Here is a 23,125-nt window from a genome sequence, read left to right on the forward strand (position 1 = left end):
CGCAGACTAAGCTCGGTCTTTTTCTTTATTAGTGACTTCGCCTTCCAAAGGCTCCTCTTCCTTGCTTGCAATAGCCTTATCTTCGCTACCTTCCTTAACGGCAGAACGAAAGCCCTTAATCGCTTCGCCAAGATCGGCGCCGATATTTTTCAGGCGCTTGGTGCCAAACACCAAGATCACGATAACTAACACTACTAATAAATGAGGGATGCTTAAACCCATTGTTCACTCCTTAATTTTTACTATCAGGAAATATCGCGCTGCGCTTTTTCCTGTAAACCGGACAATCCGAAGCGCCTTTGCAACTCACTGATCACATGTTCCGGGCCGAGTTCCTGATGCGCCAACATCACCATGCAATGAAACCAAAGATCGGCAGTTTCATACACAATTTTATCCTTATCGCCGTCTTTGGCGGCAATCACCGTCTCGGTAGCCTCTTCGCCGATTTTTTTCAAAATATGATCCAAGCCCTTGGCATATAAACTGGCTACGTAGGACTGATCGGCGGTTTGCAACTTGCGCTGCTCAAGAATCTCGGCCAATTGCTGTAAAACTTCGCTCATTAGCTTTTGTTTGGATTGAAAATTGCAAAATCATAGCACGTTGCCGAAGCAGCCAAAAAAAATCTATCGGCAAAAAAAAGCCTCCCTATGCTTGCGCAGAGGAAGGCAAAAAAACCAGCGGAGTGCTTAGAAGGAGGTTCCGCTCGTTATTACAACACCAGGAGGTAGTTACAAATTCTTGGATCAGCTATTCAGCAGCGCCTTAGTCGACATATTGCTAAATATGGAGGTGACAGCGAACAGCACAGTAGAGATGACGAACAAGCCGGAAATAAAGCTCCAAACACCGACAATAAAAAGAGCGCCGATTAAGATGTCTTTTTTAAAGTCGTTCATTGTGCTCAAATTCTCTATTTTTAAATCTTGCGCTTGACAAGACCTCATGTGTTTACTCTTCAGTTGCAGCGCACTATACAGGATAGAAAAAAGTTTACAATTAGGCTTTTACTAAATAAATTGTATACAATTTAGAAACAATAAAAATGTCAACGCTTTTTGGTGAATTTTTTACTTTCCAGGAGATACCATGGACAAACTAACCAGCATGAATGTCTTTGTCCGCGTCGCCAAAGCCGGCAGCTTTGCCGGAGCCGCCAAAGATCTCGATATTTCCAGAGCGATGGCTACCAAACATATTATGCAGCTGGAAAGCGAACTGAACACACGTTTATTCAATCGCACAACCCGCAGCTTGAGCCTGACGGAAGCCGGTGAGGCTTATCTGGAGCGTTGCCAGCAAGTTTTACTCGACGTGGCCGAGATGGAATCGGCGATCACTCACCTGCAAACAGAGCCGCGCGGCACCCTGAAAATTCTGGCACCGCCAGTCATCGGCGCCAGCCATATTTCGCCGGGCTTGACCGAATATCTAAAAAACTACCCTGACCTATCTGTGGAAATGGTGCTGAAAGGCGGACAAGTCGATTTAATTGATGAGGGCGTCGATCTGGCTATCTATTTGGGACAACTCAATGATACCAGCCTGGTGGCCCGAAAACTGGCCAGCTCGTCGCTGGTCGTATGCGCGTCCCCGGAATATCTGAAAGCACACGGTACGCCACAAGACCCCGAAGACCTGGAAGACCACAGCTGCTTGATCAACTGGGCGATTCCGCCCCGTAACAAGTGGCGATTCAAGGGCATACTCGGCGAACGCACCGTTACCGTCACGGGCAGGATGCAAGCCAACATGGCCGATCCGATCCGCAACGCTGCGGTGAATGGCTTAGGCCTGATCATGTTGCCGCGCTACATCGTCGGTCGCGACATCGAACAAGGCCGTTTACAAGTGGTCATGGAGCAATACGGCATCGCGCCGTTGGAGATTTATGCGGTTTACCCACACCGCAAATATTTGTCCGCCAAAGTCCGTTCGTTTCTGGAGTTTATTCAAGCCTGGCTACCGCATCGGATCGGCATGAACCCATGACCGAACTACAAAGTAAGTGGGACGCCATTTATCGAGATTCTGCCGCCTCACCTGCGCCAGCCGAGGTGTTGGTGCAGCATCGATATTTGCTACCCAAGCAAGGCAAAGCGCTGGATTTGGCCTGCGGCATCGGCGGCAACGCGATATTACTGGCCGGATCCGGGCTGGACGTCGATGCCTGGGATATTTCCTCAGTCGGCCTGGGAATATTGCAACAACAGGCTGCCGAAAAAGGCCTTTCCATCACCACTCAGCAATGCCATATCAGCGCCGAAACACTTACAGAGCAGACTTACGATGTGATTGTCATCAGTCGTTTTCTTGACCGAACCCTGTGTAATGCGATAATGGCAGCCTTGAAACCGGGCGGCCTGCTGTTTTATCAAACATTTACCCGCAACAAACTTGACCAACAAGGCCCCAGCAATCCCGAGTATTTACTGGCAAACAACGAGTTATTGCGGCTATTCAGCCCCTTAAGCATAGTTTTTTACCAAGAATACGCAAAACTCGGCGATGTGCGATTCGGTAATAGAAACGAAGCCTGTTTTATCGGGCAAAAATAAAGCGGTAAATTAATGATAGAAAATCTCGACCCCAAACAATCCTGGGCGGTATTACAACGCAACCCGGCAGCGGTACTGATCGATGTCAGGACAGCCATTGAGCACAGCTTTGTCGGCCACCCGCCGCAAGCCATTCATGTGGCCTGGAAAGAATTTCCCGGCATGCAGTTAAATACGGGTTTTGTGGAGCAAGTACAACAGCACGCCCCGGATAAAGCCGCGCCGATACTGCTCTTATGCCGCAGCGGACAACGCTCTGTAGACGCCGCCAAAGCCCTGGAAGCGGCAGGTTATCAGCATCTGATCAACATTCTGGAAGGCTTCGAAGGCCCGCTGGATGAAAACAAACACCGCGGCAATACCGGCGGCTGGCGTTTTCACGGCTTGCCTTGGCAACAAAGCTAATCCTTCTACCATCGGTTCGCGCCCGCGCATAAACCAAAACTAAATCCCGCTGGTCGGTTCTACCGTTCGGCCTATCTGTTCCTTAAAAATCATCTAGTAAATTATTGTGATAGAAAAACTCAGAAACATCGCGATCATCGCTCACGTTGACCACGGCAAAACCACCTTAGTCGACCAACTTTTACAGCAATCCGGTACCTTCGACGCGCACACCAAAGTCGACGAACGGGTGATGGACTCCAACGCGCTGGAAAAAGAACGCGGCATTACCATTCTGGCGAAAAACACTGCGATCGACTGGAACGGCTATCACATCAACATCGTCGACACCCCGGGTCACGCCGATTTCGGCGGCGAGGTTGAGCGGGTTTTATCGATGGTGGATTCGGTTTTGCTGCTGGTCGACGCCGTCGACGGCCCAATGCCACAAACCCGCTTTGTGACTAAAAAAGCCTTTGCTTTAGGTCTAAAGCCTATCGTCGTCATCAATAAAGTGGATCGTCCCGGTGCCCGTCCTGATTGGGTCGTCGATCAAACTTTTGATTTATTCGATAACCTCGGCGCCACCGATGAGCAATTGGATTTCCCGATTGTTTATGCCTCAGCGTTAAATGGTTTTGCCGGACTGGAAGCCGACGTATCCGGCGGCGATATGACACCGCTGTTCCAAACTATTGTCGATAAAGTAGCGCCGCCGCCGGTTGATGTGGACGCACCGTTCCAAATGCAAGTCATCAGTCTGGATTACAACTCCTACGTCGGCGTAATCGGCATCGGCCGTATCAAGCAAGGCAAAGTCTCGCGCAACATGCCATTGACCATTATCGATAACGACGGCAAAACCCGTAGTGGCCGCATGCTGAAACTGTATGGTTTCCATGGCTTGGAGCGCGTCGAAGTGGAAACCGCGCAAGCGGGCGACATCATTGCCTTCTGCGGTATCGAGAATCTGAAAATCTCGGAAACCTTGTGCGACCCTAACAATGTAGTTGCCTTGCCGCCGCTATCGGTCGACGAACCGACCGTGAGCATGACCTTTCAGGTCAACAATTCGCCGTTTGCCGGTAGAGAAGGTAAATTCATTACCACTCGCCAAATTTACGACCGCTTACAAAAAGAGTTGCAGCACAACGTGGCTCTGCGTGTTGAAACCACCGACGATCCGGATAAATTTAAAGTGTCCGGTCGTGGCGAGTTGCACTTGTCGGTATTGATCGAGAACATGCGCCGCGAAGGTTTCGAGCTGGGCGTTTCGCGCCCGCAAGTGATCATCAAAGAAATTGACGGCATCAAACAAGAACCGTTTGAAAATGTCACGATTGAGGTGGAAGAGCAGCACCAAGGCACCATCATGGAAAAATTGGGCGACCGTAAAGGCGACCTGAAAGACATGGTGCCGGACGGTAAAGGCCGCATCCGTTTGGAATATGTCGTGCCTTCCCGTGGTCTATTGGGCTTCCAGACCGAGTTCCTGACCGCAACCTCCGGATCGGGCCTGTTCTATCACGTATTCGACCATTATGGCCCTGTGAAAGAAGGCGCGGTCGGTAATCGTGTGCGTGGCGTGTTGATCTCCATGGCCAAAGGTAAAGCGGTCGATTATTCGCTGTATCCGCTGCAAGCTCGCGGCGAGTTGCTGGTGGTTAATGGCGATGAAATCTACGAAGGGCAATTAGTCGGTATCCATTCTCGCGGCAACGATTTAGTGGTTAACCCGACCAAGCCCAAACCTTTAACCAACATTCGCGCGGCGGGCTCTGACGACAGCTTGACCTGCGCCAAAATTCAAAAAATGACGCTGGAACAAGCTTTGGAATTTATCAGCGATGACGAGTTGGTCGAAGTGACACCTAAATCAATTCGTCTACGTAAAATCTTATTGACTGAAAACGAACGCAAACGCGCGCCGAAATAGGCAAACAAAAAAAGCCGTGCTCGTCGCAAAGACGAGCACGGCTTTTTTATTCAGAAAACCAGATTGGGCTTATTGCAATACGAATTTTAAGCCTATCACCAGCAGTAAAGTCGCTAACACCGGACGCAAAAAATATTCGGGAATCTTCGCACTTAGATGACTGCCGACCCAAATACCCGGCACCGACCCCAGCAGCAAGCTGATCAGTAAATCCAGATCGAAATTCCCCAGGCTCAAATGCCCCAAACCAGCTACCGCGGTTAAAGGAATCGCGTGCGCCAAATCGGTGCCGACAATTTTCAAGGTCGTCATTCTTGGATAAAGAAATAGCAAAGCAACGGTTCCCAAAGCTCCGGCACCAACCGACGACAATGTCACCAACACCCCCAGCACCGCACCAGTAAAAACCGTTGCAACTTTTTCCCACCGTGGTGAAAATCGGCCACTATTTCCCTGGTTGCTGTGTTCGTCATCAATCTCCGCACTCTTGGACGCTTTGCGCAACAGAATACTGCGAACCAGCAAGGCCAGAGCGGTCAGCAACAAAGCCACACCCAAGGTAAAGGTAATTGCACCGGTCACTTCCTTGCCAACCTCCATCAGATTTTTCAACACGTAAAGTGTTACACCTGCAAAAGGCAAACTACCCAACGCCAACCAGCCGACGATTTTCCAATCTACCGAACCGTGCTTACCATGATGAACAAACACCCCTGCGGTTTTCGTAATCGACGCATACAGTAAATCCGTGCCTACCGCGACGGCGGGTTTAAAGCCAAACAAAAACACCAGAAGCGGTGTCATCAACGAACCGCCGCCAACCCCGGTAACACCCACCAACATACCCACGGCAAAACCGGATGCCGTATACATTAAATTCATAGACAATCACCTTAAACTTCATAATATTCGATAAGTGACTTCATTATGCCAGCGCAGTCACTCAGCTTATTAATGATTAAATTGCATATGTATATTTAATTTTTAGATATTTATCGGTCTGAGCGCACAATCGCTCAACACCTAAATGACAGAGTCCGACGCCATCTTTTAGTAAACTGACGAGTATTCACTAAAATCCAACTTTAGGAGGATTTATGGTTAAGCAAGCGATAGTTTTGGTATTTGGCTGGCTTTTGTCAGGCACGGCCTTCGGCGATCAAGATGACTGGGTCTACACGCCACGTCAGCAACCGCAGCAACGACAATACCGGCAGCAACCCGAGCATCGGCAATACAATCGCCGAGACGATTACAGCAATGACTATGAACAGGATCGTGATCGTGATCGTGATCGTGATCGTGATCGTGATTTTCAAGACTATCAAAGAAATCAAGGCAATCAAGGTTTTCAGGGCTATCGAGGTGGCTATCGCGGCTACGTTCCTCAGCCTCCGACCGGCTATCAGGCTCCCGCCGACTATTATGGGTTACCGCCAGTAAGGGGTTTCGTCTACCCACCGCAACCTCAGCAAATGCCGGGATTCGAGAATCACCAACGCGGACGCTGGTAACCGCAAAACGAATTATTGATCTATAGCATGAAAAAGGGCATCAGGCTTTCGACATCTCTTCGCTCAGATTGACCTTACGATACTGAGCGTTTTTGTCGGGAATTCGATAAATTGTCGGACAGTTGGCAAGCGTTCCCGAAGATAGAGCTTTTTGCGGGTTTTGAGATAGCGATGAAAGGGCTGGGTTTGCATTTACAAGGAAACTCTTAACACATTGATTGCACTGGCGGCCCGACAAACTTACCACGAACGGAATCAATAACATATGCTTCGCCTTGAGCCTGCCGGAAGACTTACTCGAAGCGGCCTTAAGTTTTAAAAACAAACAGTTATTGCCGAATTTTGGCGCCGGCGGAAATTGGTCATGATTTTGCTTGGCGGTTAATGCCTGTCCAAATCAAATCGACTAAGGAGAATAAAATGTTTGAACACAAAAATCTTGACGGCACATGGAACCGCGTTGTTTCAACAAGCGATGCGTATCTGAGTGGTGATATTCTGGAAACGCGGGATATGGTCGGCACCGAACCCGAGAAAATCGCGCGTATGCAATTTGCTGTGATCGGCCAGCGCCTGGTCGAACGCTGCCTGCCGCCGGAAGCCTTGAGTGAAACTTGGGCGCAGGATGCCGGCAAACTGCCTTGGTGGGATTCGGTAAAAAACCCGCCGCATATGGGTATTATCGCCGACTTCAACAGCCACAACGGCGGTTTGCATCGGATTCCTTTCGACGCCAATCATAACGTCGTTGGCTTTGCCAGCGATGGCGAGGAAATCGTTCTCGGTAAAGGTGTGTACACAGTCACCCGCAAAAGCGATGGCAAAGAGTTGAGCGCTGCATCGCAAAGTGAGCTGCGCGCGTTGTATTTCGCATAAGCGGTGGATTGATCGGCACTGGACCCGGTTAACCCGGTTTTATTAACCCGGCCCTCAAACATCGTTGCTCCCGCTTAAGCGGGAGCCCCGTTTTCTCACTCCCGCTCACCGGTATGCTAAGTTTTAGGTAATAATCGGCGCTAGCTGAGAATGCTACGAGTTTTTTCGCTGAACGCAGATTGTTGGAACGGAACATGGGCATACAGGATCGCGACTACTACCGGGAAAAATCTCAACAAAGGTCTAAAGTTACCGGCCCCGATGTTGTCGCTCATCGGACGATGCAGCAGGATCGCGGAAAATCCAGTCACAGCGGCATTCGCTATCTTTTGTTTCCGGTCTTAACCATTGCCGCCCTGTGGTACGGCGCCGATGCCTTTTTGAGGTTCCAACAGTCCAAAAGGCAGACGGAGATACCGCTTCCGGTGGCTATGGCTCCGCAAGCCCAACCGCAATCTAATCTGATTACTCCCAAAGCCGGCGGCGTGGTTTTAAAAACCGACCCGCAAGGCCATTTTCGCGGTACGGTGTTAGTCAATAATGTGCCTATGCCTTTTCTAATCGACACCGGAGCGACCAAAACCGTGATTCCGAGCAGTATGGCAATCCAAGCCGGTTTGCCCTTCGGCGGCGTGGTGCAATCCAATACTGCCGGCGGCAAAGTAGCGGATCGCGCGACTCAAATCACCAGCTTGGTTCTGGGTAGTGCTGTCATTAAAAATCTTGATGCGCACATCAACGACCACCTGGATGAAGTGTTGATTGGCATGAATACTTTAAAATATTTCCAGATCACGCAAACCGGCAATACGCTGACTTTGTTAGCCAATAACCAAGCCGGCATCAGACCGGCGAGCCAATACGTGGACAGCCCGGAGAACTTGGCCGCCAATCAATCTGCCAAAAAGCCCACGACCATCAAAAAAACCGTGCATTGCGATGAACGCAAAGTCTGCACCACAACCTATAGCGATCATTAATGCCAGCCATTAGCAGCAGCTTCTATGCGTACCTATCGCGCTTGCGCTGGATCAAGCGCTGGGGTTTGAAGCGCAACGCCCATGAAGAAAATGTCATGGAGCATAGCTGGGAAGTGGCGGTGATTGCCCACACGCTGGCCTTAATCAAAAATCGCTATTTTGACGGCCAACTCGACGCCAATGCGGTTGCCACCGCCGCGCTGTATCATGATGTGACGGAAGTGATTACCGGCGATTTGCCGACACCGATCAAATACCACTCACCGGCGATACTCGGCGCTTACAAGCAAATCGAACAACAGGCCGAAACCGAGCTGTTGAACTTGTTGCCGGACGCATTGCGCGAGGATTTTCGCGCATTTATTCAACACGAAAGCCTGCCGGATGCTCATCAGCAAATCATCAAAGCGGCCGACAAGATTTCCGCTTATCTAAAATGCCAGGCCGAACTCAAAGCCGGCAACACCGAGTTTGAACTGGCCGCCGCGCAGTTGGCTCAGAATATTCATGAATTGCAGCAGCCGGAAGTAGTGTTTTTTATACAGGCGTTTGCGCCGAGTTGCGGCTTGACGCTGGATGGCTTAATGCAAAAAAGCGATGCCGAAACAGGTCGGCACTAAGCTACAAGATCGGGCGCTATAATCCGCGCACCAATAGTTTTAACTGATTTTTAAATTCGCTTTTCAACCGATAAAGCTGCGCGGGTCTGTGTGCACCGGCGGCTTCGGTTTGCCCTTCTACTGTTTCCAGCACTCCCAGTTCCTCCATTTTTCGTCGAAAACTGACTTTGTTCAACGTTTCGCCTAAGCAAGCCTCGTAAATTTTCTGCAATCTCGGCAGGCTAAAGGTTTCACCGGCCAAGTAACAAGGCAAGGAGGAATACTGCGACTTGTTACGAATCCGCTCCACCGCCGTGGCAATGATGTCGTTATGGTCAAACGGTAAACGCCGCAAGGCATCCACTGCACAAACGGTCAGGCCGGGATTATTTGCGGACAGGATCAAATCGGCATCGACCAAAGCAAAATACGCCACCGAGATTGACCAGCCGCGCGGGTCCCGCGCTGCGCCGGCAAAGGTTTTCAGTTGCTCTAAATAGGGCGGCAGCAAACCGGTTTTTTGTTGCAGGATGCGTACCGCGGCGTCCAGGCAATCCCTATCGTCTTGCGCGTGAATATACCCGCCGGGCAAGGCTTCCTGGTTTGCGTAAGGTTCTTTGTCGCGTTTGGACAGCGTGACGCACAAGCGGTCCTCTTGGATGATCAGCAAGACAATATCAACAGTTGAAACAATGGGTTCGAGCATAGCAATATTGAGTTGGGCTACTTGAGGCATCCTAGTTAGTAAAGAATTATAACTATACCTGTATAAAAAATAGCGTAAGATAAATTTTTGTTAGTTGCATTATGTAACTAACTAGGTTAAGCTAAGCCCATCTCAAATATCGTCGCAGGTTAAAGCTCATGGCAAATACTCAATTACTGATCATTGATGCGCAAAACGACTTTTGCGATAACACCCCCGAAGGCTATGCTCCGGCCCTGCCCGTGCCGGGCGCCTATCAGGATTGCCTAAGACTGGCGCAGCTGATTGAGCAAGCCGGACTTGCCATTGCCGGCGTTATCGCCACGCTCGATACCCATCACATGATCGATCTGGCACACAACAGCTCTTGGCTAACTGAAGAGGGTGTAGCCCCACCCCCATTTTCCCGGGTGACCGCCGCTGACTTTTTAGCAGGCCGTTATCGCCTGGCCGTCACACCGGTGTCACCGGAGCAAAACGATTATGTTCTAAACTACCTGCAACAACTGGAACAGATGCAGCGGCCTTTTATCCTTTGGCCGCCGCATTGTTTAATCGGGACGCCGGGACACAAGCTTAACCCCGAATTGGCGCAAGCCTTAAGCCATTGGGAAACGCGAACCTCCAAGCCCGTTACGCTGGTGCAAAAAGGCGAAAACATTTGGACGGAAAGCTTTTCCGCACTGAAAGCCGTCATTCCTGATCCCGCCGATCCGGCCACGCAGTTGAATCGGGCCATACTGGAAATGCTCGCTGAGTCGGATCGTTTGTTAATCGCCGGCCAAGCCAGCAGCCATTGCGTCAAGGAGACGATCAGCGACATCTTGCAGTTCGGCGCCGCCGAGCTAAAACGCAAGCTAGTGATCCTGACGGACTGCATGAGTCCTGTCAGTGGATTCGAAGCGGCGGTCGAACAATTTTTTACCGAACTGCGCGCACAAGGCGTTCGTCTGGCAACCAGCGCCGAAATGGCTTTGGAACTGGTCCCCGAAAATAACCCATACTAAGGAATGCACATGACTCCCATCGTCAAAAGCCTGCTTGAAAACGACTTGTACAAATTTCCGATGTGGCAAACCATGCTGCATAAACGGCCGGAAGCCAGCGCCGAATACGATTTTATCTGCCGGAGCACGCCGGAATATCCGCTGGCCGACTTGCTGGATGATGTCAAACAAGAACTGGATCACCTGTGTTCCCTGCAATTTGCCGATGACGAACTGGCCTATTTAGCCGGGCTGCGGTACTTAAAGCCTGATTTCATCGAGTTCCTGTCCTTGTTTCGGTTTAGAAGCAAATACATCAAGGCATTTGCCGAAGGCGATACCCTCAGAATTCAAGCCCAGGGTCCGCAAGTGCATGTGATGAATTTCGAGATATTTTGTTTGTACATCGTCTCGGAACTGTATTTTCGCCGCTTCGACCAGGCGGCGTTATTGGCGGAAGGCCGCCGCCGCTTGCAGGCAAAATTGGCCACTCTTAAAGCCTTTGCCGAGCAACCCGCAAAAACCCATGCCTTCGAGATTTTCGATTTTGGTTTGCGCCGGCGCGCCTGGGGTAGCTGGCAAGAAGAAGTGGTGCAGACGTTTCAAGCCGAAGTGCCGAGCTTGTTCAAAGGCACGTCCAATGTGTATCTGGCCAAAAAATTCGGTTTAACGCCGATAGGCACGATGGCTCACGAGTATCTGCAATCCTACCAAGCGCATGTGGTGCGGCTGCGCGAATTTCAACGCATGGCCTTGGAAGATTGGGCGCAGGAGTTTCGCGGTGATTTGGGGGTGGCGTTGACCGACACCATTGGCATGGATGCCTTCCTGCGCGACTTTGATTTGTATTTCGCCAAATTGTTTGACGGCCTGCGGCATGACTCCGGCGACCCGGTGGTTTGGGGCGAAAAAGCCATCGGCCATTATCAAAAACTACGCATCAATCCGCATGGTAAACGCTTGGTGTTCTCGGATGGACTGGATATTTCCAAGGCAATCAGTCTTTATCAGCACTTTGGTGACCGCATTCAATTGGGCTTTGGGATCGGCACAAATTTAACCAACGATCTTGGCGGCCCCAAGCCTTTGAATATTGTGATGAAGCTGGTGCGTTGCAACGGCGATCCGGTGGCGAAATTATCCGATGCCCCCGGCAAGACCTTATGCAACGACCAAACCTTTATTGCCTATCTGCGGCAGATTTTTAATCACTACGCCTAAATTCTGCATAGGAATTGTTATGTCTACACGTCCCTTGACCGTCGCCATCGCCCAAATCAATCCTATGGTCGGCGATTTTGCCGGCAACTTGGCGATTGCCAAAGATGCTTATCGCCAAGCCGCCGCGCAGCAGGCGCAATTGTTAGTGTTCCCGGAGTTGTCCTTGTGCGGGTATTACCCTGGCGACCTGTTAAACGAATCGACCTTTATTCGCAAAGCCTACGAAGCGCTGGCAGAGCTGACTGCTTTTTCAACGCAGTTTCCGGACCTCGTTGCGATTGTCGGCACGCCGATAAAAGCAAACGGCCCCGGTAAGCCGCTGTATAACGCGCTGATTGCCATCCGTAACGGCGAGACTATTGCGGAATATCACAAGCAACTGTTGCCCACCTACAATATTTTCGATGAGCGCCGTCATTTCGAGCCGGGTCAACAGGGCGCGGTGAGTATCGACGTCGCCGGTTATAAAGTAGGGCTGATGATTTGCGAGGACGGTTGGAACGATAACGCCGACGATTATCCGGTTAATCCTTACGAAGCACTTGCCCGGATGCGCCCGGACTTGGTGGTCAGCATCAATGCCAGCCCGTCCAATATCGGTAAACGCGCGCAACGCCAACAAGTGATTTGCGGCGCCGCCCGCCGACATGAGCTGCCGATACTTTATGTCAATCAAGTCGGCGGACAAGACAGTATTGTGTTCGACGGCGCTTCCTTTGCCGTGAATGCCGATGGCGAAATTGCCCGAGAATGGCCGGCTTTCCAAACGGTGATCGATACGCTGCGTTTTGCAGAAGGCGGATTTCAAATCAGTCCGCCACCAGCAGAACCTCAAGCAGATAATGATCAGGAATTCATTCTGCAACATATTCTGCTGGGTTTACGAGACTATGTGCGGCGCTGCGGCTTCAAAAAAGTCGTGGTGGGTTCGTCGGGCGGTATTGATTCGGCGTTGACGATTGCGATTGCCGCCGAGACCTTGGGGCCGGAAAATGTCATCGCCATCACGATGCCGTCGGCGTTTTCCAGTAGCGGTTCGGTGAGCGACTCGCAGTTACTGTGCGATGCCTTGGGCGTAACGCTTTTCAGCTATCCGATCAAGACGCTGGTCAATGATTTTGGGGGGCAATTTCAAAGCAGCTTTAACGATGAATTGCGTGGTTTGAGTTTGGAAAACTTGCAGGCTCGGCTACGCGGCACCATCCTGATGGCTTACTCCAACCACTCCGGCGCGATGGTCCTCACCACCGGTAACAAAAGCGAAATATCGGTGGGTTATTGCACGCTGTACGGTGACACTAATGGCGGCCTGGGCCTGATCGGCGACTTGTACAAAACCGAGGTGTACCGCCTGTCCGCGTATATCAACCAACGCGCCAATCGCGAGATTATTCCCGTAGCGATTTTAACTAAACCGCCTTCCGCAGAATTGGCGCCCGATCAGAAAGATACCGATAGCTTGCCGCCTTACGAGGTATTGGATGAAATTTTGAAACTGTTGATCGAAGGCAAACAGCTGGCTGACCACGAATATCAGCAAGCCCGCGAGTTTGTGGCTGGCTATCGAGCCACCGCTGCCGGTGAAGCGGTGTACCAACGCATCGTAGGCATGATAGCCCGCAACGAATACAAACGCCGGCAAGCACCGCCCATCATTCGGGTGCGACCCAGAGCGTTTGGCGCCGGCCGGCAAATGCCGATAGCGGCCAAACATTAAGGCTAGAGCGATGACTAAATACCAAAAAGCCATTGTGATTGGCCGTTACCAAATTTATCACAAGGGGCACGAGCAACTAACACGCCGAGCCTTGGAGATTGCTGACGAGGTGCTGGTAATTGTCGGCTCGTCCTTTCAGTCCAGAAACATCCGCAATCCGTTTAAATGGACCGAACGGGCTGCCATGATCGCCGCAACGCTGCCGGAGAGCGAGCAAGCCCGCCTGACATTTTTACCGGTGCGGGATTATTACGACGATACGCTGTGGAATGCCGATGTCAGGCGGCAAGTTGGTGCGTGTGTGGCCGACGGCGAACGGGTCGCGTTGGTCGGCTTTAACAAAGACGAGTCCACGTATTATCTGGATAATTTTCCCGATTGGGCGATGGAGGCGATAGAGTCCGAGCTGGATATTGATGCCACGGCGCTACGCCACCAATTGTTTGCGGCGGAAAGCGTGGAGACCGCGTTGGCAAATATCGCCAGCCGGATTTCCGTGCCGGTGAGGGATTTTTTAAACGATTGGGCAAAGAATCCTGAGTACGCGGTATTAAAAGCGGAATACGCCAAAATCCATGCAGAGAATCAAGTCTATGCCGGCATTCCCTGGGATATTATTGCCACCACTGTCGATGCGGTAGTCACCGTCAACGATCATGTATTGCTGGGTAAGCGCAAACATTATCCCGGCAAAGGCTTGTGGGCTATCCCCGGCGGCTTTCTGGAGAAACGCGAATCCTTGCTGCAAGGCGCGATCCGCGAATTGAAGGAAGAAACCAGCCTGAACCTGCCGGATGCCGCTTTGCGAGACTGCCTGCAACAGGTTAAAGTGTTTTCCCACCCCAGAAGATCGTGCCGTGGCCGCGTCATCACGCATGCGCATCACTTTGCGTTGGCAACACCTTGGCCGGATAAGACTTGGCCGGAGATAAAAGCAGCTGACGATCTTGAAAGCGTGGCCTGGATACCGATCACGCAGCTGCCGGCACTGGAAGAAGCGCTGTTTGAGGACCATTTCGCTATCTTGTGCAACTTCCTGTCATTTCAAACTAAGTAGGACGATGCACGTTATTTAAGCTTAACAGGGCAGAGGGAATAGCCAGGGAAACTTATCCATGAAACCCGAAGATTTACCAAAACTGGTCAGCGTTACTATGCCTTACGGCAAATACAAGGGCCGCGTTATCGCCGATTTGCCCGGCCACTACCTCAATTGGTTCGCGCGCGAGGGGTTTCCTGCCGGTGAATTAGGCAGACTATTGGCATTGATGCAGGAAATGGATCACAACGGCCTAAAACCTTTCCTCGAGCCGCTCAGACAAATAAAGTCCTGACTATTAAGCTGGTCCTTAATATGACTGGTCTTTATTTGCCCGATATCAGACGGCTGTTTTTTAGGCAAAAAAATTCCGACACGAGGCCGGATTAAGGGAGGAAGTTATTGCGCTGAACATCTCTGCAATGGTGAGCATAGTATCAGTGTTTCCTAATACCTGGAATGCGACATAATGTCACGCGCCACCTGGCTGAAACGCAGTTTAATGATGCCCGTGGTGACCAAAATGTCCGTGACCGTGATGCCCGCCATAGCCCCTATGGCCTCCGTATCCCCACCCGCCGCGAAACATTGGCACAGGGACCGGCACAACAGGCGCCGAATAGCCGTAACTATAGCTACCGTAACCATACGGCGTATACGTCGCTGGATAAGACTCGGCATAGGGTGCGTAAGCCACACAACCGCTCAACATAGTCAGACCCAAAAACATCAGGGCGAGGCGTATTCGCGTGTTCACGACTACCAACCTTGCCGTATATTCCGATCACACCGCGGTGCGGGGATGGGTTGTTGATAGACAAACCCTCTCACTGGCGGCAACCCGTAATAATCTGCCGGCGCCTGGTAATAGCCGACTGCGGGCGGTGGCACGTATGCGCGGTAATACGGATTGTTATAGTGATACCCGTAGTGCTCGCGCTGGTAACTATGATGATGTCTACCGCCCCAGTTGCCGTCATGCGCAAATGTTGCGCTCGAAAATAGCAAGATGGTTGCCAATAGTGTGGTAAGCCTGAACATAAACCCTCCTTATCCGGGATCTTCAGTTGCGGCTCATTGTTCACCCGCAGGCTTAAACATCTCTTAACTGACGACAATTCTTAATAAGACTTTTCCGCGCACGGCATGAACGGTGCCGCCTGATTGCATATTTCCATAAAATACCTGGCTGGATGGTATGGTGTCAGGTAAAACAGCTAACAATTGCATTTAACATGGAGACGATATGAGCAACCTGTTTGAGCCCATCAAAGTGGGGGACATCAATTTACCTAACCGCATCGTGCTGGCACCTTTGACACGCTGCCGAGCCAGCGCCGGCCGGGTGCCTAACGAGTTGATGGCCGAATACTACGCACAGCGAGCGGATGCCGGGCTGATTTTAAGCGAAGCCACCAGCGTGTCCGCGCAAGGTGTGGGCTATCCGGACACGCCCGGCATTTGGTCGGATGAGCAAGTGGCGGGCTGGACCAAGGTAACCCAAGCAGTACATGCAGCGGGCGGACGAATTTTCCTGCAACTCTGGCACGTCGGCCGGGTGTCGCATCCGGACTACCTAAACGGCGAGTTGCCCGTCGCGCCCAGTGCGATTGCGCCCTTGGGGCATGTCAGCTTGCTGCGGCCGATGCGGGATTACGTGACACCCCGAGCCTTGGACATCAGCGAAATCCCCGGCATTGTCGAGACTTACCGTAAAGGCGCGGAGAACGCCAAACTTGCCGGTTTTGACGGCGTGGAGATTCACGGCGCCAATGGCTATCTGTTAGACCAATTTTTGCAGGACAGCACCAATAAAAGAACCGATGCTTACGGCGGTTCGGTGGAAAACCGCGCCCGCTTAATGCTGGAAGTGACCGATGCGGCCATTGCAGTATGGGGACCAGGTCGCGTGGGTGTGCATCTTGCGCCCAGAGGCGACTCGCATACGATGGGTGATTCCGATCCCTTAAATACCTTTGGCTATCTAGCCGAGCAATTGGGCAAACGCGGCATTGCGTTCATTTTTACCCGAGAATCGCTCGGAGAGAACCGTATCAGCCCGGCGTTGAAAAAGCGGTTCGGCGGGGTGTTGATTGCCAACGAAGGCTTTAATCGGGAAACCGCGCAGCAAGTCATTGCGGCCGGCGAAGCGGATGCCGTTTCGTTTGGCAAGGACTATATTGCCAATCCCGATTTAGTCCGGCGTCTGCAACTAAATGTGGCTCTTAACCCCTACCATGCTGAAACCTTTTATGGGGCGGCGGGGCAGGATCCGAGAGTTGGCTATACCGATTACCCGAGTTTGGTCGCGGACGTGGGCTAAAAAAATAGTGTGGTTCCCGCGCAGACGGGGACCACAGATGTTACCCACAAGTGGCTTGCGAGGCTTGCAGAGAGATATTAACGCCACCCGGAACTTCAGACAACGCCATATCCTGCAATAATTCCAGCCAAATCTGGCGATATTTTGGACATCCGACTTGGTAAAAACAGTTGGTCAAGACGCGCCAACCGGCCATGCTGGGTTTCTTCAGTCAACACGTCGCAGCTGTTCTCGCTCGGCTGCAGTGGCGCCTGGAGCAACCAAGCTCAAACCCACTCCGGTTGCACCGCCATGCAAGAGCTCACCCCACAATATTCGAACTTATCCGCGATTATTCCGGGTCGTCTTGAAAACCGGAACACAGCGGTATAGCGGGCATGCATGCTTGGGAAGAGCCGCGTTTGGATCCCGATCTGTAGCCGCCCTTCCCATCGATAAACCCTATCAGCCATAGCGAAAGTTTCCCCGGTAGTAATAACTCACACCCCACCAGGGATGGCGGATGCTGAAATCCAGATAGAACTCGTCTTCTGAAACAGCACTTTCGCTGATGCTGGCCGAACCTAGCAATAAGTAATCCGGAATATTCAGGCGTAGCGACCCGCATTGCCAGAAATGGCCGTTACTGCGATACAGCAATTCGCCGTTTTCGACGCTGACGTGCAAGCGCAAGCCAAAACCAAAGCCTATGAGTTCGACCAACTCGTGGTCTGCCGCATAACTCATCCTGGAACTAAAGCAATCAGTTTTACCATCGGCGTAAGTCATCGTCCTATGCCAATGCAATAGTTCGCCGTCGGCGGTCTTGTCCACTTCGGCTTGTGCCGCCTGCCCGCGCCACAGTAACAAGCCGCCGAACAAATGAATCAGCCAAATCAACGGAAACAGATAAATTGGATAACCTATTTCCATCGTTCCCGTTAGCCGGCTTTGTTGGCAGTCGCTGATTTGGTAATGTCTTTGGATGACTTCCGGCAGTTGTTGCCAATCGGCGCCCAACACTTTTTGCATTAATGACACAGACATGGCTTAGCTCCAGAGTAAGTTGTGAAATACCATCAAGGTGGTGATGCCTATCATGCCGAAGAAGGCCGGCACGCCCAGCCACAGCCAGATCTTGGAATAATAGTGGTACAGATATGGTAAGGCCCGACCTTGGGCCAGTGACTCGGTGGCGATGTCGCGCATGCGGATCTGCAAAATCACCACCGGCAACCAGCACAGCCCGGTGATTAAATACAGCACCACTGTCCACCACAGCCAGCCGTCGCCGAACGAAGCCGACAATTGATCGGCCAATAACACGCCGGTTAGCGGTTGGATAATCACGGTCGGCGTGGTGAACCACCAATCGGCCAACACTACATGTTTACTGGTCGTGGCGATTGCCGCGTGATCGCCGCTTTTATCGGCCATCACTTTGTAAAACACCGTGCCGGAACCCAAGCCAAACAGGACGATGGCGCTGAGGATATGGATCAATTTTAACGATAAATACATCATGACGACTCTCCTTCCATTACTCTAAACATCAACAAGCACATTAAAAACGGCAGGTTTTTCAATAGCGGGCCGAACGGATGGAATACAAATTCCGGTAAACATGCGGCCACTGTCAGGCTATAGCCGAGGACGACCCAGAACTGCCAAAGCATGAGCTGACTAATCCTAAACTGCGCCAAGGTCGCCAATCCCAAGCCCATATCCATGGCTGCCAAGCCGTATAAGCTTATTGGCGCGCCCATGCCGGTGATGCCAAGCGCTGCCAATAGCTGATAACTCAGTTGATGCGGATAGAAAAACAGCGAAGTGATACCGCTCCATAACCAGACGAAGGCAATCGTGTATCGCAATAAAGGCTTGAGAAAATACAAACCCGCATGCCAACGCTCGGCTGGGCTGGCCGCTTGTTCGAACCATTGTTCGTTCAAGTTGACCGGCGCTCGACCTAAAAACTGAGTGAGAGGTTCTGGATCTGCGCAATTGCCGCGATTCAGCATCGCTACGTTGTCTTTGCTCAAAATCGGCTCGCCCAGCCATTTGCCCATACCCGCCATGCTCAGCGCAAATGGGTAAGGCACGGAGCAAATTCTGGCTGTTGGTTTGCCCAGTCGCCGCCTAAGCCCTTGCAGCCAGTCCGCATAACTTAGGGGGCTGGGGCCGACCAAAGCCAAGGTCTTACGACCTGTGACAGCCGGCTCAAGACAACGGCAGACGGTGGTGGCTACATCGGCGATATGAATGGGTTGCAAAAGCTGGCGGCCACCATCCGGCAGCAAATGCACGGGTAAAGCGGCCAACGCATGAAACAAACCGCTACTTTGCCCGCCGGGTCCGTAAACCAGTGACGGTTGCAGTACAAACCAATCCAGGGCCAACTCACGTAAGGCATCGTCGGCGGCTTTTTTGCTGAGATGGTAATTCGATTCGGCACCCGCGTCGGCACCCAAAGCGGAAACTTGCACGATCTTTTTTACCCCGGCGCACGCACCCGCCTGAAACAAGGCTATCGGTGCTTGGCTATGCAACTGGGCAAAGCTTTGGTTGTTATTCTCGGCAATAATGCCCACGCAATTGACGATTGCGTCGACAGCTTGCAGATGCGGCAGCCAGGAGTCGATTGCACCGGCCTTGGCGAAGTCCAATTTTAATCGGATCAGGTTTGGATTATCGCCTAGTAGACGTTCGGGGTGGTGGCAACAGGCCGTGACCTGGTGACCCTGTCGCAGCAACTCGTGTAATACGGCGCTGCCGATAAAACCGGTCGCGCCGGTTAATAGAATGTTCATGGTTGTGCTCCAAATGTTGAGAGGCAGGAGCAGATTAACGACCACGAAACGGCCGAACTTCCGAATTGATAGAACAGGAATAGAAATAATTTACGCGGGATATAACCCCATAAACTTCAAAGTGTTACGGATTTACAAAATGATAAAACTGGAGTTTTTTGTTTAGCCGGCGTGTGTTTTTCGATACTGTCCGGGCGCGACGCCGACGATGTCGCGAAACGCCGCGTAGAAATTGGACTGGGTGCTAAAGCCCACCGTCAAGCCTATCGACAACACCGACGCATTGGGTTCCGCCAATAGCAGTTTTTTAGCAGCGGCGATGCGTTGTTCGCGAATGTAGCGGGAAAAACCTTGTTGAAATTCGGTATTGATCAGTTCGGATAATTGGTGCTGGCTCAAATTCAGTTGCTCGGCCAGCAAACCTAGGTTCAGGGTTTCCAGTGCATATAGTTTGTCCTGTGTCATCAATGCATCCAGTTTGGCCAGCACTGCCGGTTTATCGATATTTTTTAAGGTCGATTCCGCATAAGCCGCCTGCACCGCTTCCGACACGTCGGCGGCAATGCCGGGAAAACGCAATAAGGTCAACGCCACCGCGAAAAAGGCCAAACCGATCAAGATGCTGTAAGCAGCGATAAAGTCTGCTTCATCCAGTAGCGGCCAGATGAAGCCCAACACTAAAACCGCCACCGCAATGGCAAACAAAACCCCCAGCGCCAATAGCTCCCAATGAAAGCGCTGTCTTTGTCCGCGTAGCGCATAGACGGTTTTTGCCAGCCACAGCAAATAGCCGCCGCCAACCAAAAAAGCGCCGGGCAGGGCCAATCGATAAGGCAAAATCATGCACAGTGCAAACGGCAAGACATGCAATACATCGTGCCGGCTATAACCGGCGTCATTACGTAACAGTTGCCGGCTGTAAAAATAGAAGCTGGGAGCAATCCCGTACAGCAGAAATAGGTAGAGCGCGGAATGCACCAGATCGTATCGATTCAGCAAGTAGCCTAAATGCAGGCTCTGGATACCGGCCAAGCCGGCTATCAATAGAAATCCGGCCAATTTCGACGTAAAGCGTACGGGTTCCCTGGCTTGCAAGATATTGCCGGCCAGCAACAGCAAGGCCGCACCGAACGAGAAACCGATAAATAACAACGCAACGATAGACATGGACGACCAAGCAAAAAAAGAGTTTTGAGTTTAGCCCGTGTTTTTAGGCCGGCCAAGGTTTGGGCCGACACTATCTATTGGCGACTCTAGCCGTTAAAATCGCTGGCGGGTAAACACGAGGACATGCACATGGCTTTAGCGGAAAAATTATCGATCAGCGTCGCGGATTATCTGCAAGGCGAATTAGTCAGCGACATCAAGCATGAGTATATTAATGGCGAGGTGTATGCGATGGCGGGAGCGAAAAGGTCGCATAACGTCATCAGCATGAACCTGGCTGGTCTGGTTTTCACGCATCTACGCGGTACATCTTGCCGGGTTTTTAATTCCGATATGAAAGTGCACGTGCAAACCGCCCACGACTACTGTTTCTTCTACCCGGATTTACACGTCACCTGCTCGGCAGCCGACACCGCCGAGCACTACAACAGCCAGCCGAAACTGATTATTGAAGTGTTATCGGACGCTACTGAGCGCTATGACCGAGCCGAAAAGTTTCATCACTACCGCAAGTTGCCCAGTTTGGAAGAGTATGTGCTGATCGCTCAGGACACGCAGCGCGTGGAGTGTTACCGCCGCGCCGAGCAATGGGACTTACGGCTATATCAAGCCGGCGAGCGGGCGTTGTTGCAATCCATCGGCTTGGAACTGCCGGTCGCCGAGATTTATGAAGGCATCGTGTTTGAAGGCGCGGCGTAAACTCCCTCTCGAGCTAAAGCCTAAGCCAGCACCACCGGAATCTTCCCAATTTTTGATTGCCATTCTTTCGGCGCGGTCGCATGAATCGACTCGCCGCGGCTATCCACCGCCACCGTCACCGGCATGTCTTCAACCACAAATTCGTGTATCGCTTCCATGCCCAATTCCGGAAAGGCCACGACGCGCGCTTGTTTGATGGCTTTGGACACCAAATAGGCCGCGCCGCCGACCGCGATCAAATAAACAGCTTGATGCTTGGCGATGGAGGCTATCGCTTGCGGGCCGCGTTCGGATTTGCCGATCATGCCCAGCAGGCCGGTTTTTTCCAGCACGGTGTCGGTAAAACTATCCATCCGGGTGGCGGTGGTGGGGCCGGCCGGGCCGACCACTTCGTCGCGCACCGCATCGACCGGTCCGACGTAATAGATGAATTTGTCTTTTAAGTCCACGCCATCCGGCAAGGGCTCGCCTTTGTTCAATAAATCGACGATACGCTTGTGCGCGGCGTCGCGGCCGGTCAATAAGGTGCCGCTCAGCAGCAAGGTTTCGCCGGGCTTCCAGTCGGCAACGTCTTGTTTGGTCAGACCATTGATATTGACTCGGCGAGCACTGCTGGCCGATTGGGTGATTGCCGGCCAGTCGCTTAGTTTGGGCGGCGTCAGCAGCGCTGGACCGGAACCGTCTAACACGAAATGCGCGTGGCGGGTGGCCGCGCAATTGGGAATCATCGCCACCGGTTTATTGGCGGCGTGAGTCGGGTAATCCAGGATTTTCACGTCCAACACCGTGGTCAAGCCGCCCAAGCCTTGCGCGCCTATGCCCAGCGCGTTGACTTTGTCGTATAGTTCCAGGCGCAACTCTTCAATAGCATTCGATGGCCCGCGAGCGATCAACTCCTGAATGTCGATAGAACCCATACACGCCTGTTTGGCCAACAACATCGCTTTTTCGGCAGTGCCGCCGATGCCGATACCCAAAATACCGGGCGGACACCAGCCGGCGCCCATGGTCGGCACGGTTTTCATCACCCAATCGACGATGTTATCGGCCGGATTCAGCATCACGAATTTGGACTTGGCTTCCGAACCCCCGCCCTTCGCGGCGACTTCCACGTCCACTTTGTCGCCAGGCACCAGTTCCATATGCACCACCGCCGGTGTGTTATCTTTGGTATTGATACGCTTGCCGGCCGGATCGGCCAGGATGGACGCCCGCAACACGTTGTCCGGATGCAGATAAGCCTGGCGCACACCTTCGTTAACCATCTCGGTCACGCTCAATGCCGCATCCCAGCGCACGTCCATACCAATTTTTAAAAAAACCGTAACAATGCCGGTGTCCTGGCAAATCGGCCGGCGGCCCTCGGCGCACATCCGCGAATTAATCAAAATCTGCGCCATCGCGTCCTTGGCCGCCGGACCTTGCTCCTTTTGGTAAGCTGCGTACAAGGCATCGATGAAATCCTTGGGATGGTAATAGGAAATGAACTGCAAGGCATCGGCGATGCTTTGGATGAAATCGGCTTGGCGAATGGTGGTCATGGTGGTCGTCGGGCTACGAAGGAGAATGTATGGAAATTTATCACGAACCGCTGCCGTCCTGAATCAAAAACTAGTCGCCCAAGCCAT

The 23,125-nt window shown here is 52.0% G+C and carries 28 protein-coding genes; 15 read left to right on the forward strand and 13 right to left on the reverse strand.

Translation table 11 applies throughout. The features are described 5' to 3' along the window. Nucleotides 1-6: 6 nt before the first annotated feature. The 3 genes from tatA to CWO84_RS24170 form a co-directional block, all read right to left on the reverse strand. On the reverse strand, nt 7-222 hold the full coding sequence (gene tatA / locus CWO84_RS11385) for a Sec-independent protein translocase subunit TatA (RefSeq protein ID WP_033156884.1): 216 nt from the start codon (nt 220-222) through the stop codon (nt 7-9). Between the two features lie 23 nt (nt 223-245). Beyond that, nucleotides 246-566, reverse strand: coding sequence for a phosphoribosyl-ATP diphosphatase (locus tag CWO84_RS11390; RefSeq protein ID WP_033156885.1), 321 nt, complete (start codon nt 564-566; stop codon nt 246-248). 183 nt (nt 567-749) lie between these two features. After that, nucleotides 750-950, reverse strand: coding sequence for a hypothetical protein (locus CWO84_RS24170; RefSeq protein ID WP_129871451.1), 201 nt, complete (start codon nt 948-950; stop codon nt 750-752). A gap of 142 nt (nt 951-1,092) precedes the next feature. On the opposite strand from CWO84_RS24170, the gene CWO84_RS11395 reads away from it, so the two are divergent. The 4 genes from CWO84_RS11395 (at nt 1,093) to typA (ending at nt 4,881) form a co-directional block, all read left to right on the forward strand. Further along, entirely contained in the window at nt 1,093-1,995 is a 903-nt protein-coding gene (locus tag CWO84_RS11395) for a LysR family transcriptional regulator (protein ID WP_020484211.1), read from the forward strand. Continuing rightward, on the forward strand, nt 1,992-2,561 hold the full coding sequence (locus tag CWO84_RS11400) for a class I SAM-dependent methyltransferase (RefSeq protein ID WP_033156886.1): 570 nt from the start codon (nt 1,992-1,994) through the stop codon (nt 2,559-2,561). Before CWO84_RS11395 ends, CWO84_RS11400 begins: the two co-directional genes overlap by 4 nt. 12 nt (nt 2,562-2,573) lie before the next feature. Continuing rightward, the gene (locus CWO84_RS11405) at nt 2,574-2,966 is read left to right on the forward strand and encodes a rhodanese-like domain-containing protein (RefSeq protein ID WP_033156887.1); all 393 of its coding nucleotides are present in this window, start codon (nt 2,574-2,576) and stop codon (nt 2,964-2,966) included. Between the two features lie 106 nt (nt 2,967-3,072). Further along, nucleotides 3,073-4,881 carry a translational GTPase TypA gene (typA, locus tag CWO84_RS11410; RefSeq protein WP_033156888.1) on the forward strand — a complete coding sequence of 603 codons (1,809 nt, stop codon included), beginning with the start codon at nt 3,073-3,075 and terminating at the stop codon, nt 4,879-4,881. A 69-nt stretch (nt 4,882-4,950) separates the two neighbouring features. Here the strand turns inward: typA and CWO84_RS11415 are convergent, their stop codons facing one another. Further along, on the reverse strand, nt 4,951-5,763 hold the full coding sequence (locus CWO84_RS11415; protein WP_033156889.1) for a sulfite exporter TauE/SafE family protein: 813 nt from the start codon (nt 5,761-5,763) through the stop codon (nt 4,951-4,953). Between the two features lie 215 nt (nt 5,764-5,978). On the opposite strand from CWO84_RS11415, the gene CWO84_RS11420 reads away from it, so the two are divergent. From CWO84_RS11420 to yfbR, 4 genes are all read left to right on the forward strand, one after another. Further along, complete coding sequence (locus CWO84_RS11420) at nt 5,979-6,395, forward strand: hypothetical protein (protein WP_133120669.1); 417 nt, start codon at nt 5,979-5,981, stop codon at nt 6,393-6,395. Nucleotides 6,396-6,815: 420 nt separating this feature from the next. Further along, nucleotides 6,816-7,271 (forward strand): hypothetical protein, encoded by a 456-nt coding sequence (locus tag CWO84_RS11425; protein ID WP_101052747.1) that lies wholly within the window; start codon nt 6,816-6,818, stop codon nt 7,269-7,271. Nucleotides 7,272-7,465: 194 nt separating this feature from the next. Then, nucleotides 7,466-8,251: a retropepsin-like aspartic protease gene (locus CWO84_RS11430; protein WP_101052749.1), complete on the forward strand. Its 786-nt coding sequence runs from the start codon at nt 7,466-7,468 to the stop codon at nt 8,249-8,251. Further along, complete coding sequence (yfbR, locus tag CWO84_RS11435) at nt 8,251-8,871, forward strand: 5'-deoxynucleotidase (protein ID WP_033156893.1); 621 nt, start codon at nt 8,251-8,253, stop codon at nt 8,869-8,871. Before CWO84_RS11430 ends, yfbR begins: the two co-directional genes overlap by 1 nt. A 16-nt stretch (nt 8,872-8,887) precedes the next feature. On the opposite strand, the gene CWO84_RS11440 is transcribed toward yfbR, so the two are convergent. Next, nucleotides 8,888-9,556 carry an NUDIX hydrolase gene (locus CWO84_RS11440; RefSeq protein WP_165786306.1) on the reverse strand — a complete coding sequence of 223 codons (669 nt, stop codon included), beginning with the start codon at nt 9,554-9,556 and terminating at the stop codon, nt 8,888-8,890. A 158-nt stretch (nt 9,557-9,714) separates the two neighbouring features. Between CWO84_RS11440 and CWO84_RS11445 the strand changes: the two genes are divergently transcribed. From CWO84_RS11445 to CWO84_RS11465, 5 genes are read left to right on the forward strand one after another with little or no spacing between them, the layout of a single operon-like run. Then, the gene (locus CWO84_RS11445; RefSeq protein ID WP_101052753.1) at nt 9,715-10,563 is read left to right on the forward strand and encodes an isochorismatase family protein; all 849 of its coding nucleotides are present in this window, start codon (nt 9,715-9,717) and stop codon (nt 10,561-10,563) included. 9 nt (nt 10,564-10,572) lie between these two features. Beyond that, a complete protein-coding gene (pncB, locus tag CWO84_RS11450; RefSeq protein WP_101052755.1) occupies nt 10,573-11,763 on the forward strand; it encodes a nicotinate phosphoribosyltransferase in 1,191 nt (396 codons plus the stop codon). A 19-nt stretch (nt 11,764-11,782) separates the two neighbouring features. Beyond that, nucleotides 11,783-13,480: an NAD+ synthase gene (locus CWO84_RS11455; RefSeq protein ID WP_101052757.1), complete on the forward strand. Its 1,698-nt coding sequence runs from the start codon at nt 11,783-11,785 to the stop codon at nt 13,478-13,480. Between the two features lie 10 nt (nt 13,481-13,490). Then, entirely contained in the window at nt 13,491-14,537 is a 1,047-nt protein-coding gene (locus CWO84_RS11460; RefSeq protein ID WP_051670020.1) for an NUDIX domain-containing protein, read from the forward strand. A gap of 58 nt (nt 14,538-14,595) precedes the next feature. Beyond that, nucleotides 14,596-14,814 carry a DUF3820 family protein gene (locus tag CWO84_RS11465; protein ID WP_033156899.1) on the forward strand — a complete coding sequence of 73 codons (219 nt, stop codon included), beginning with the start codon at nt 14,596-14,598 and terminating at the stop codon, nt 14,812-14,814. Between the two features lie 204 nt (nt 14,815-15,018). Here the strand turns inward: CWO84_RS11465 and CWO84_RS11470 are convergent, their stop codons facing one another. Continuing rightward, nucleotides 15,019-15,276: a hypothetical protein gene (locus CWO84_RS11470; protein WP_205800369.1), complete on the reverse strand. Its 258-nt coding sequence runs from the start codon at nt 15,274-15,276 to the stop codon at nt 15,019-15,021. A 2-nt stretch (nt 15,277-15,278) separates the two neighbouring features. Further along, nucleotides 15,279-15,560 (reverse strand): hypothetical protein, encoded by a 282-nt coding sequence (locus tag CWO84_RS24175; protein WP_133120670.1) that lies wholly within the window; start codon nt 15,558-15,560, stop codon nt 15,279-15,281. A gap of 205 nt (nt 15,561-15,765) precedes the next feature. On the opposite strand from CWO84_RS24175, the gene CWO84_RS11475 reads away from it, so the two are divergent. Then, nucleotides 15,766-16,842 (forward strand): alkene reductase, encoded by a 1,077-nt coding sequence (locus CWO84_RS11475; RefSeq protein ID WP_101052759.1) that lies wholly within the window; start codon nt 15,766-15,768, stop codon nt 16,840-16,842. Nucleotides 16,843-16,882: 40 nt separating this feature from the next. Here CWO84_RS11475 and CWO84_RS24395 read toward each other — a convergent pair whose 3' ends face one another. The 5 genes from CWO84_RS24395 to CWO84_RS11495 form a co-directional block, all read right to left on the reverse strand. Further along, entirely contained in the window at nt 16,883-17,038 is a 156-nt protein-coding gene (locus CWO84_RS24395; protein ID WP_165786307.1) for a hypothetical protein, read from the reverse strand. A 248-nt stretch (nt 17,039-17,286) separates the two neighbouring features. Beyond that, the gene (locus CWO84_RS11480) at nt 17,287-17,868 is read right to left on the reverse strand and encodes a DUF4166 domain-containing protein (protein ID WP_240618029.1); all 582 of its coding nucleotides are present in this window, start codon (nt 17,866-17,868) and stop codon (nt 17,287-17,289) included. A 3-nt stretch (nt 17,869-17,871) separates the two neighbouring features. Further along, nucleotides 17,872-18,345, reverse strand: a complete 474-nt coding sequence (locus CWO84_RS11485; RefSeq protein WP_101052763.1) for a DUF2269 domain-containing protein — start codon at nt 18,343-18,345, stop codon at nt 17,872-17,874. Next, nucleotides 18,342-19,631, reverse strand: a complete 1,290-nt coding sequence (locus CWO84_RS11490) for an NAD(P)H-binding protein (RefSeq protein WP_101052765.1) — start codon at nt 19,629-19,631, stop codon at nt 18,342-18,344. Before CWO84_RS11490 ends, CWO84_RS11485 begins: the two co-directional genes overlap by 4 nt. A 162-nt stretch (nt 19,632-19,793) precedes the next feature. Further along, nucleotides 19,794-20,798: a helix-turn-helix domain-containing protein gene (locus tag CWO84_RS11495; protein WP_033156904.1), complete on the reverse strand. Its 1,005-nt coding sequence runs from the start codon at nt 20,796-20,798 to the stop codon at nt 19,794-19,796. A 129-nt stretch (nt 20,799-20,927) separates the two neighbouring features. Between CWO84_RS11495 and CWO84_RS11500 the strand changes: the two genes are divergently transcribed. Continuing rightward, nucleotides 20,928-21,497, forward strand: a complete 570-nt coding sequence (locus CWO84_RS11500) for a Uma2 family endonuclease (RefSeq protein WP_033156905.1) — start codon at nt 20,928-20,930, stop codon at nt 21,495-21,497. A gap of 20 nt (nt 21,498-21,517) precedes the next feature. Here CWO84_RS11500 and CWO84_RS11505 read toward each other — a convergent pair whose 3' ends face one another. Continuing rightward, the gene (locus tag CWO84_RS11505) at nt 21,518-23,038 is read right to left on the reverse strand and encodes a fumarate hydratase (RefSeq protein ID WP_033156906.1); all 1,521 of its coding nucleotides are present in this window, start codon (nt 23,036-23,038) and stop codon (nt 21,518-21,520) included. Between the last annotated feature and the right edge of the window lie 87 nt (nt 23,039-23,125).

Origin of the sequence: Methylomonas sp. Kb3, assembly GCF_002834115.1 — a bacterium.
GTDB lineage: Bacteria > Pseudomonadota > Gammaproteobacteria > Methylococcales > Methylomonadaceae > Methylomonas > Methylomonas defluvii.